The following is a 9,781-nucleotide window of genomic DNA, read 5'->3' as shown; positions in this document are numbered from 1 at the left end:
AAGGGATAGGCATATGTCATAGTGTAAATTACACCTCAAATTTAAGGTAAGGAATTTGAATGTTGCTGAGTTAGCATTGGCCCGTCTAAAAAAGCCAATTTCACCATCGCTGTTTTTTTAAAAGGTATCGAAAATATAATTATCGGGGATTTTATAACTGTTTTAGCCCTATTTCATGAGTTTTAGATACACTTATCCTACAAACCTTATTATGCTGCCCTCAATTCTGACTGAACTATCGCATGGGTGACTAAATCATTGACCGAATTTCCGACTCGGAAATTCGTAAACACCAGACGACTTTCACATAAAATACATTCGTACGGATCTACTTTTACATATCCTTTTAACATTGCGGCATACCCTGGCATTTTCGGCTCAGCTTCTATTGTCATACCTAAAGCTGCATAAACTCTAGGCAGAGCTTCTCCACGACGACGCATTGATAAAAAACCGTAGTATCGGATCATCTTGAAATGTTTATCAGGATAGTGCTCTACTATCCGTCTTATCATCTCTTCTGGTGATAATGTTAGGCTGTCTGTTGTTCCTGTTCGATGGTCTAAATAATTAAACGTTATCATTCCGCCTTTGGCGTAATGACTTAAACGTGACGCTGAAATTGGGGGCCGTTTTAAATACCGACCAAGATAGTTCATCGTCGGTTTTACATTATTTGTCTTTTTAGCAAAATGAAGCTTCCAACGACGATTATATTGACTGCTTAAAAAGCGTGACCAATCCGTTTTATTACGGATATAGGGGCATTCTTCGCTTGATAAATCAAGCTCATAAAAAGCCTTACCCAATAAACTGAAGATAGCCGCNCTCCAACAAGGCTCTGTCGTTTCCCTTTGGAAGAAAGGGGTTTCCAAAACGGGGGCTTTCAAAATTCCCCCCTACTATCCGTCTTATCATCTCTTCTGGGGACAACGTTAACCTTCATGTTATTCCGTTCGAGGTTAAAAAAATAAACGTATCATTCCGCCTTTGGCGTAATGACTTAAACGTGACGCTGAAATTGGGGGCCGTTTTAAATACCGACCAAGATAGTTCATCGTCGGTTTTACATTATTTGTCTTTTTAGCAAAATGAAGCTTCCAACGACGATTATATTGACTGCTTAAAAAGCGTGACCAATCCGTTTTATTACGGATATAGGGGCATTCTTCGCTTGATAAATCAAGCTCATAATAAGCCTTACCCAATAAACTGACGATAGCCGCTCTCCAACAAGGCTCTGTCGTTTTCATTTGGAAGTAAATGGGTTTCCATAAACCGGTACGTTCACAAATTCCCCCACGAGTGACCGATAAATGTAAGTGCGTATTCCAATTCAGTTTTCGACCGTAAGTATGAAGAGCACAAAAGATACCGACATCTATTCCTTTATCTTTTGCCCATCCCAGCAGAATGTTTGCAGCACATTTGAATAATTTATTTAACAAACGGTTATGACGAAAGATAGGCCATAGCGTGTTTGGAAGGGTAAAGGTGATGTGTTGATATTCGCATTCAGGGAAGACATGTTGTTGCTTTTGTATCCATCGCTCTGTGGCTTTCATGCCACAGCTACTGCACGCTCGAGATTTACAGGTTTGGTGAATATATTTGATATGGGTACAGTCAGGGTTGCAACAATGATATTCGCGAGAGCCAAAAGCCGCTGTCCCACAGGACAGCATCTTTGTGACATTTTCAATCACGACCGCTCTTAGGTTAGCTTTGTTATTATGAAGAAATTTAAGCCAGTTATTTTGACTATTAAATAATTGTTTCAGGGGTTTATATGCGTGCATGGCGATAGGATAAACGATTTATTGGCAACAATGGAAGAGGTTGAGTCCTTTTGATTTGCGCCGTAGGCGCCTATTGTTCGCATAAACGTCCTATTAGGGCGTTCTAAAACCTCTGAAGCTTGCTGGCTGAAGAGGTTTTTTTTTCATCTGTTTTTATAGTATGCGATCTAGGCATAACGATCAAGCCGTAGAAATTGATCGTATCGAGTTGATCTCACAATAAGTAATGAATCCTACGCTCCAGTCCAGCAAATCATTCCTGTGTAAATAAGCCTTTCAGCCCGATTTTAACCGAAACCTACTTTCCCAATGATGGTGCAAAATTTGCCATGCATAATTGCGGGTTTAAATCGATTTTAAAGGGGGGGAATAAGCATTAGAGAGGGTATTTATCCCGAGTGATGAAATGGTTGTTAACCCAATATAGTAATGTCACATTTCCCCAACTTAGAGATGACACATAGCTCTGATAGGATTATTTCCATTACTAATCCTATCAGAGCTATGTGTCATGTTGTTTGCTATGAACCAAAAAGAATTAAATCGTGTTGATGTTATTCGTGACGTTTGTGAGAAGCGATTAACTCAAGAAAATGCTTCAAACACCCTTAATTTAACGCGAAGACAGGTTCAACGGTTAGTTAACAAATACCGTGAAAACGGTGCGTCAGGGTTAGCCTCATTGCAAAGAGGAAAACCAAGTAATCGACGTTTCTCACCAGCGTTCAAACGAAATACGTTGAGTATTCTCAAAGATAAATACGTTGATTTCGGGCCTACATTTGCGAATGAGAAATTACTCGAACAGCATGGTATCAAGCTGTCATCAGAGACATTACGGCACTGGATGATTGACGAAGGCTTATGGAAGTCCCGTGCGAAACCTAAGCCAAAGACCTACCAACCCAGGTATAGGCGAGAGTCTTTAGGTGAGCTTATTCAAATTGATGGCTCACATCATGACTGGTTCGAAGGTCGTGCAGATAAATGTTGTCTATTGGTATTTATTGACGATGCCACCGGTAGATTAATGACATTACGCTTCAGTGAAGTGGAATCAACATATGATTACATGAATGCGACACGGGAATATATTGAGCAACATGGCAAGCCCATCGCTTTTTACAGCGACAAGCATTCTGTCTTTAGAATCAATAAGAAAGCGCCTCTTAGTGGTAATCAGATGACACAATACGGTCGTGCCTTGTATGAATTAAATATCGATTTAATTTGTGCTAACAGCTCTCAAGCTAAGGGGCGAGTTGAAAGAGCAAACAAAACCCTACAAGACAGGCTAATCAAAGAAATGCGACTTGCAGGCATTGATTCAATGGAGCAAGCGAACGCGTGGCTGCCTATTTTCATTGCAGATTTCAATCACCGATTTGGTCGAGCGCCGCATAGTTTAGAGGAAGCACACCGTCCGTTACGGGAAAGTTCAGAAGAACTCGACGACATATTCGCGCGTCAAAAGACCCGTAAGGTATCGAACGCGTTAACATTGCAATACGACAAAGTGGTTTACCTAATAGAGCCTACGGATGCGACAGCGCGTTTAGCGGGTAAGAACGTCATGATATACGACTACCCGGATGGCACATTGAGCATAAAGCATTGTGGTAAGGCCTTGCCTTACCACGTGTTCGATAAACTGCGACAGGTTAATCAAGGTGCGGTTGTTGATAACAAGCGATTGGGTGCGGCGCTGTCTTTTGCGAAACGAAGTCAGGAAGAAAGAAGTGACACGTTGGAGCGAACGAGAAGCGCCCAAACGTTCAGCCGAACAGCACAAAAAAGAGCACGACAAATCAATCCTATTTTACGCGAATCACTAAAACCGGATAAATAACAAATGTGACATTTCTATCTTGGTGAAATATGTGACATTTCTAACTTGCTTTAACATGCTTTAACAAATGGTATTGCGCATTATCGTCTTTATGTTCAATAGGCCGTATATTGACGATTTTATTCCAAGATCTAAAAAGCCTCCAATTAGGAGGCTAAATCTAACATTCAGTTCCATTCTTAAACGTTAACAATTGTTCGGTTACGGTTTTTAATTAATCCAAGGCATATATCACGTAATAATGTATTTTTGTGTATCCCGTGATCGGGATAACGATGATAGTCATCGCCATTGTGCACCACAACTTTACCACCACGGCCATCATCTGTTGGATATTGCCACATCCAGTCAGAAGGCTTGGGATCTTCACCACAGCCTACATGAGTCAGATAGACGGCGTTTTCGGGAGGCTCAGAGTAACCACGACTGTATTGTCCAAAAACACCTTCCCAAGTGTAAAAATCTTCCGGCATATTAGAAAAGAATCCATAAGGATCATTGTTAACTCTTACTTTAAGGTTTACAAATGGATTAGGTGATATGGTTTTAAATGCCTTAAGCACTGGTAGCCATTCAATGACCGTTTCCGTATTGATAATTAGTTGGCCACCTTTAGCTAAGTAATTCATAAACTTATCTTGTAGCGTTCGGAGATAGAACTGATCGCAAATACGCGGCACGATTAGCACATCGCTTAACCATATATGATCTTGCAGTTCATAGATAGATTTGAAATTAATATTACCTGGTGTATTGTCAAAAGTAGCCGCCAAGTATGGCGGTTCATTTTCTGTTGGAATATCGCTACTTGATAAGTAAGTAACATTAAAGTCAGGAATCACCTCACGATCAATACTTAACTCACAGTTCAGCCAAGGATAGAAGCCTGTCACAAAGCGCGTTGCTGCAGGCATAAAACGTTGACCATTGTGACTGTGTGGGTCGAGTGTGGTTAACAGCACTCGTCCATTATTTGGTAAGTTAGGGAAGTCGACTATCAATGAGTCGTGAGCATTTTCTGTATTGAGTAGTGACAAGCCTGTATGTCCGCAAGCAAATACACCATGCCAGTGCCACTTCATATCTTCAATATTGACAAAATCAAATAAACTATGATCTCTCGTGGGTTGATAAAGTTCAATATAGCCATCAGATTTTGTCCACCATAGCCAATCTTCTATACGTTTGTCTTCCCACTTTACATCTACAACATCAAGCCATTGGTCGATGCCTCGCACAGGAAATGCGATAAGGAAGCCACCATCACGAACGTATTGATTAATCTGCTCAGCATGCTGAGCAATAAATTCTCCATTAGTGTGACAAGCTATAATCACTGCCGCGTATTGGTTTAGATTTATCTTTGGCAGTTCGTGAACATAGATAAGATCATCTATCCAATGAGAATAATCACGAAAAGAAAGCACTTGCGAGCCGCACCCCCAAGTAATATAACCAATTTTCTTCATAAGAATGATCTCTTAAATCTAGGTGCTAGTGTGATGGACTGATCGGATTGAAATACTGCAACACCAACTTCAATGCCGTATAGAGCAGTTAAACTTTGGGAAGTTAGCGTATCGCTAGTAGTGCCATAGAGATATTCAGACTTTCCACTCATTAACAATACGTGTGACGCTGTTTCGATGGCATGCTGCGGCATATGGGTGGTATATACAACTGTCATACCCAACTCTTGGTTAAGCTGTCGAATTTTGTCTAACACAATTGTTTGGTTGTGGTAGTCCAAAGATGAGAATGGCTCATCTAGAATTAACACATCACATTGAGATGTGAGAGCTTGAGCAATCATGACTAGTTGTTTTTGCCCCCCACTTAGTTGGTTAAAATTACGCTCGCTAAGATGAGTTATTTGCATCATTTCAATGTAATAACGTGCTAGACCGAAATCGTTGCTATTAGGTGTTTTTGTCAAACCGAGGTAACGAGCACGCCCCATAAGTACAATATCAAGTACGCTGTAGCTAAATGGCATATCAAAAAGCTGTGGCACATAGCCAATAACACCATCGACCGAAATAGCACCTTGGCTAATAGATTTACTGCCTATCAGTGCGGTTAACAATGTCGTTTTACCGACACCATTAGCCCCCATAATGGCCACCACATCACCTTTATCGATAGTGATGCTATAGTTACTCAAAATTGTCATAGAGTCATGACAAAGACTAACTCTGTCGATATTAATCATTGTTCCACCCACTATTTGATTGTGATCTACGCAATATAAATGCAAACAGCGGTACACCAATAAGTGAAGTCATAATACCAATTGGAATTTCTGCATCTGACATCGTACGCGCAGCATTATCGATAGCGAGCATAAAAATACCACCAATAAGAGCTGCAGTAGGAATGAGGCGAATGTGATTTGCGCCGACCAAAAAACGAGCGACATGGGGAATGATTAATCCTACCCAACCAATTGCGCCAGCTGTTGCTACAACTCCTGATGAAATTACCGCCATGGCAATCAGCACAATCCAGCGAACTTTATTAAATGGTGTACCGAGCGCACTTGCTCGTTCTTCTCCCATCGATACGATATTCATTTGATAACGTAATAAATAAATTATAATTGACGATGGCAATACAGTTAGCAACAATATAACTAACGAATCATAGCTGACAGCAGAAAGACTACCCATTAACCAGTAAGTTATCGAAGGTAGTTTCGAAAAAGGGTCAGCCAACAGTTTAACAATTGAAATAGCAGCTCCAAAAAAAGTAGAGATAATAACGCCAACTAAAACAAGAGTGAGCACTGATGTACGGCCATTAATACGAGCTAATAGCATCACAGCAAATACACTAAGCATGCCAAATATAAAAGAGAGCAACACAGTCATTATGGTGCTTTCAAACAACAATATAGCTAGCGTCCCACCAAAGGCGGCACCAGATGTGACGCCAATGATAGTGGAATCAACTAGAGGGTTTCTAAATAAAGCTTGAGCGGCTACACCTGAAACTGATAAACCTATTCCGATAAGAATCGCAGCCAAAATGCGCGGCATACGAATCAATTCGACAACACGCGACTCAATAGTAGACCAAGTGATATCCGAACTTGAAATAACATTATCAAGTAGAATCATTATCACTTTATCAAAAGTGATATCATAACGCCCTAAAGTGGCAGAATAGAACGTCAGCATAACTAATATACCGATTAATCCTAGAATACATTTATCACGTGAAGGTCGGTAATATACGATATTATTCATCCTTTAAGACCAAATTTTTTCTCATAATCATGGCTAACTTTGTTTTGTTCAGTCTGCATTATGCGAATGTACTGATTTTCGCTAATATCAACACCATAAATGGTCTTGTAGGCATGACGAACCTTATCTATAAATGAGCTATTGGTGAACAGCTCTGGGTAAGATATATGAGCAAGCCATTGCATAGTTAAATAAGCTTCTGAAGCATCAGGAGAACGATGAAATAATGGTACTTTGTAAACGTTGCGATTTTTTACTGCATGCAGATCAGCTAATAAAGGATTTGTGTAGAAAGCATTCGGAGTAAGCTGCTCAGCCCATGCTGGGATGATAATCATCTCTGGATTCCATATATAAAGCTGCTCTACATTGATTGTTTTCCACCACTCAGCATTGTCATCGTGGCCCAAATTATCAACACCACTAATGGAGTAATCTCGTGAATTATTGGCAATAATACGAATGTTTTGATCTAGTTGGTCAATTTCCAACATAGTGGGATAGTTGTTTTTATTAATTGAAGATAATGTGGATTTTAACGTATCGCTGGCTTGATTAGCGGAATTAATAATCATTTTAGCACGCTCAATATTACCGGAAATATAACCTGACATCAAAACAGTACTTTGACGGTCTAAATCACTACAGCATGGCCACGTCGCAACAGTTAAACCTACACGTTCTAGCGGCTCACTTAACTTAGGGTCGTACCCCCATTGGAAAATAAGATCTGGGTTATACTTTAAAATAGCTTCAACATTAGGCACGAACTTATCTTTAGCGGCATCCGCTGATACGGATTTCAAGTATGGAAAAAAGTCAGAATAAAGCCCGTTAATGATAGTCTTTTTTGACTTTGCAGTCATACTGATGATGGTTTCAGGTTTTTGGCTAACCGCACTGTAAATAATCGGGGCAGAGCTTGCGATCGCAACAATCTTCTGTGGATACTTATCTAAGGTAATCAACTTTCCGCGACTATCTTCAAAAGTAACATCTGCATGTGAGAAGCCAGCAGTAAAGAGGGCACTATAAAAAATAATATAATTTAGTTTTTTCATTATTGTATTCCAATATTATGTGAAACCACACTATAATTCAAATGGTAATAATAATGAATCTCATTTCAATAAAATCAACCCCCCCCCCCCTTTAAAGGTAGGCCAACGAGTGTATGTAATGATATATCGGATTTTTCTATATACCAAAAAATTCAGAATCTAAAATAAAGTTAAAAATCGAACTCAAATCTAGCGTTACGCTAAACTTACTAGTGGAAACTGGTTGCGCATTGCTTAAAATCATAAAAACCATCACTGAACATTACCAATTTCGAAAAAATAAGTTAATAAATTAAACAGGCCTTATGTTATTTAGTATTTCTCATGTCATCTAAAAGTTTGTAATACTACAATCATCACGGTTAAGTAAACAACATAAGAAGCAAAAATGACTGCGCATAACGCATGTTATGTAAGATAAAACACAATAAATATTACTAGGTAATATTTATTGTGTAAAAAGAACAATAGGCGCCTACGGCGCAAATCAAAAGGACTCAACCTCTTCCATTGTTGCCAATAAATCGTTTATCCTATCGCCATGCACGCATATAAACCCCTGAAACAATTATTTAATAGTCAAAATAACTGGCTTAAATTTCTTCATAATAACAAAGCTAACCTAAGAGCGGTCGTGATTGAAAATGTCACAAAGATGCTGTCCTGTGGGACAGCGGCTTTTGGCTCTCGCGAATATCATTGTTGCAACCCTGACTGTACCCATATCAAATATATTCACCAAACCTGTAAATCTCGAGCGTGCAGTAGCTGTGGCATGAAAGCCACAGAGCGATGGATACAAAAGCAACAACATGTCTTCCCTGAATGCGAATATCAACACATCACCTTTACCCTTCCAAACACGCTATGGCCTATCTTTCGTCATAACCGTTGGCTGTTAAATAAATTATTCAAATGTGCTGCAAACATTCTGCTGGGATGGGCAAAAGATAAAGGAATAGATGTCGGTATCTTTTGTGCTCTTCATACTTACGGTCGAAAACTGAATTGGAATACGCACTTACATTTATCGGTCACTCGTGGGGGAATTTGTGAACGTACCGGTTTATGGAAACCCATTTACTTCCAAATGAAAACGACAGAGCCTTGTTGGAGAGCGGCTATCGTCAGTTTATTGGGTAAGGCTTATTATGAGCTTGATTTATCAAGCGAAGAATGCCCCTATATCCGTAATAAAACGGATTGGTCACGCTTTTTAAGCAGTCAATATAATCGTCGTTGGAAGCTTCATTTTGCTAAAAAGACAAATAATGTAAAACCGACGATGAACTATCTTGGTCGGTATTTAAAACGGCCCCCAATTTCAGCGTCACGTTTAAGTCATTACGCCAAAGGCGGAATGATAACGTTTAATTATTTAGACCATCGAACAGGAACAACAGACAGCCTAACATTATCACCAGAAGAGATGATAAGACGGATAGTAGAGCACTATCCTGATAAACATTTCAAGATGATCCGATACTACGGTTTTTTATCAATGCGTCGTCGTGGAGAAGCTCTGCCTAGAGTTTATGCAGCTTTAGGTATGACAATAGAAGCTGAGCCGAAAATGCCAGGGTATGCCGCAATGTTAAAAGGATATGTAAAAGTAGATCCGTACGAATGTATTTTATGTGAAAGTCGTCTGGTGTTTACGAATTTCCGAGTCGGAAATTCGGTCAATGATTTAGTCACCCATGCGATAGTTCAGTCAGAATTGAGGGCAGCATAATAAGGTTTGTAGGATAAGTGTATCTAAAACTCATGAAATAGGGCTAAAACAGTTATAAAATCCCCGATAATTATATTTTCGATACCTTT

General features: G+C 39.6%; 6 protein-coding genes and 2 pseudogenes. 2 read left to right on the top strand and 6 right to left on the bottom strand.

Translation table 11 applies throughout. The features are described 5' to 3' along the window. Positions 1 to 209: 209 nt before the first annotated feature. Both VSAL_RS22245 and VSAL_RS22240 read right to left on the bottom strand, forming a co-directional pair. Positions 210 to 866: pseudogene (locus VSAL_RS22245) on the bottom strand (IS91 family transposase); the annotation flags it as partial. A 79-nt stretch (positions 867 to 945) separates the two neighbouring features. Beyond that, positions 946 to 1,799 (bottom strand): annotated as a pseudogene (locus VSAL_RS22240) (IS91-like element ISVsa9 family transposase); the annotation flags it as partial. 523 nt (positions 1,800 to 2,322) lie between these two features. Between VSAL_RS22240 and VSAL_RS22235 the strand changes: the two are divergent. Further along, entirely contained in the window at positions 2,323 to 3,648 is a 1,326-nt protein-coding gene (locus tag VSAL_RS22235; RefSeq protein ID WP_129545991.1) for an ISNCY family transposase, read from the top strand. Positions 3,649 to 3,827: 179 nt separating this feature from the next. Here the strand turns inward: VSAL_RS22235 and VSAL_RS22230 are convergent, their stop codons facing one another. The 4 genes from VSAL_RS22230 to VSAL_RS22215 are packed head-to-tail and all read right to left on the bottom strand — an operon-like array spanning position 3,828 to position 7,957. After that, positions 3,828 to 5,117: a hypothetical protein gene (locus VSAL_RS22230; RefSeq protein ID WP_012552332.1), complete on the bottom strand. Its 1,290-nt coding sequence runs from the start codon at positions 5,115 to 5,117 to the stop codon at positions 3,828 to 3,830. Then, positions 5,114 to 5,821, bottom strand: coding sequence for an ABC transporter ATP-binding protein (locus tag VSAL_RS22225; RefSeq protein ID WP_044583712.1), 708 nt, complete (start codon positions 5,819 to 5,821; stop codon positions 5,114 to 5,116). The genes VSAL_RS22230 and VSAL_RS22225 overlap by 4 nt, the downstream gene beginning before the upstream one ends. A 31-nt stretch (positions 5,822 to 5,852) precedes the next feature. After that, positions 5,853 to 6,896 carry a FecCD family ABC transporter permease gene (locus VSAL_RS22220; RefSeq protein WP_012552330.1) on the bottom strand — a complete coding sequence of 348 codons (1,044 nt, stop codon included), beginning with the start codon at positions 6,894 to 6,896 and terminating at the stop codon, positions 5,853 to 5,855. Then, a complete protein-coding gene (locus VSAL_RS22215; protein WP_012552329.1) occupies positions 6,893 to 7,957 on the bottom strand; it encodes an ABC transporter substrate-binding protein in 1,065 nt (354 codons plus the stop codon). The genes VSAL_RS22220 and VSAL_RS22215 overlap by 4 nt, the downstream gene beginning before the upstream one ends. A 541-nt stretch (positions 7,958 to 8,498) precedes the next feature. On the opposite strand from VSAL_RS22215, the gene VSAL_RS22210 reads away from it, so the two are divergent. Next, positions 8,499 to 9,692: an IS91-like element ISVsa9 family transposase gene (locus VSAL_RS22210; protein ID WP_012548955.1), complete on the top strand. Its 1,194-nt coding sequence runs from the start codon at positions 8,499 to 8,501 to the stop codon at positions 9,690 to 9,692. The last annotated feature ends 89 nt before the right edge of the window (positions 9,693 to 9,781 follow it).

This window comes from Aliivibrio salmonicida LFI1238, from assembly GCF_000196495.1.
Classification (GTDB): Bacteria; Pseudomonadota; Gammaproteobacteria; order Enterobacterales; family Vibrionaceae; genus Aliivibrio; species Aliivibrio salmonicida.
The sequence above is the reverse complement of the archived record's forward strand: the minus strand, read 5'-3'. Positions and strand labels throughout refer to the sequence as shown.

Excerpts from the sequence above, each read along its gene's own strand:
- VSAL_RS22235 (WP_129545991.1), top strand. The coding sequence starts at position 2,323 with ATGAACCAAAAAGAATTAAATCGTGTTGATGTTATTCGTGACGTTTGT.
- VSAL_RS22230 (WP_012552332.1), bottom strand. The coding sequence starts at position 5,117 with ATGAAGAAAATTGGTTATATTACTTGGGGGTGCGGCTCGCAAGTGCTT.
- VSAL_RS22225 (WP_044583712.1), bottom strand. The coding sequence starts at position 5,821 with ATGACAATTTTGAGTAACTATAGCATCACTATCGATAAAGGTGATGTG.
- VSAL_RS22220 (WP_012552330.1), bottom strand. The coding sequence starts at position 6,896 with ATGAATAATATCGTATATTACCGACCTTCACGTGATAAATGTATTCTA.
- VSAL_RS22215 (WP_012552329.1), bottom strand. The coding sequence starts at position 7,957 with ATGAAAAAACTAAATTATATTATTTTTTATAGTGCCCTCTTTACTGCT.
- VSAL_RS22210 (WP_012548955.1), top strand. The coding sequence starts at position 8,499 with ATGCACGCATATAAACCCCTGAAACAATTATTTAATAGTCAAAATAAC.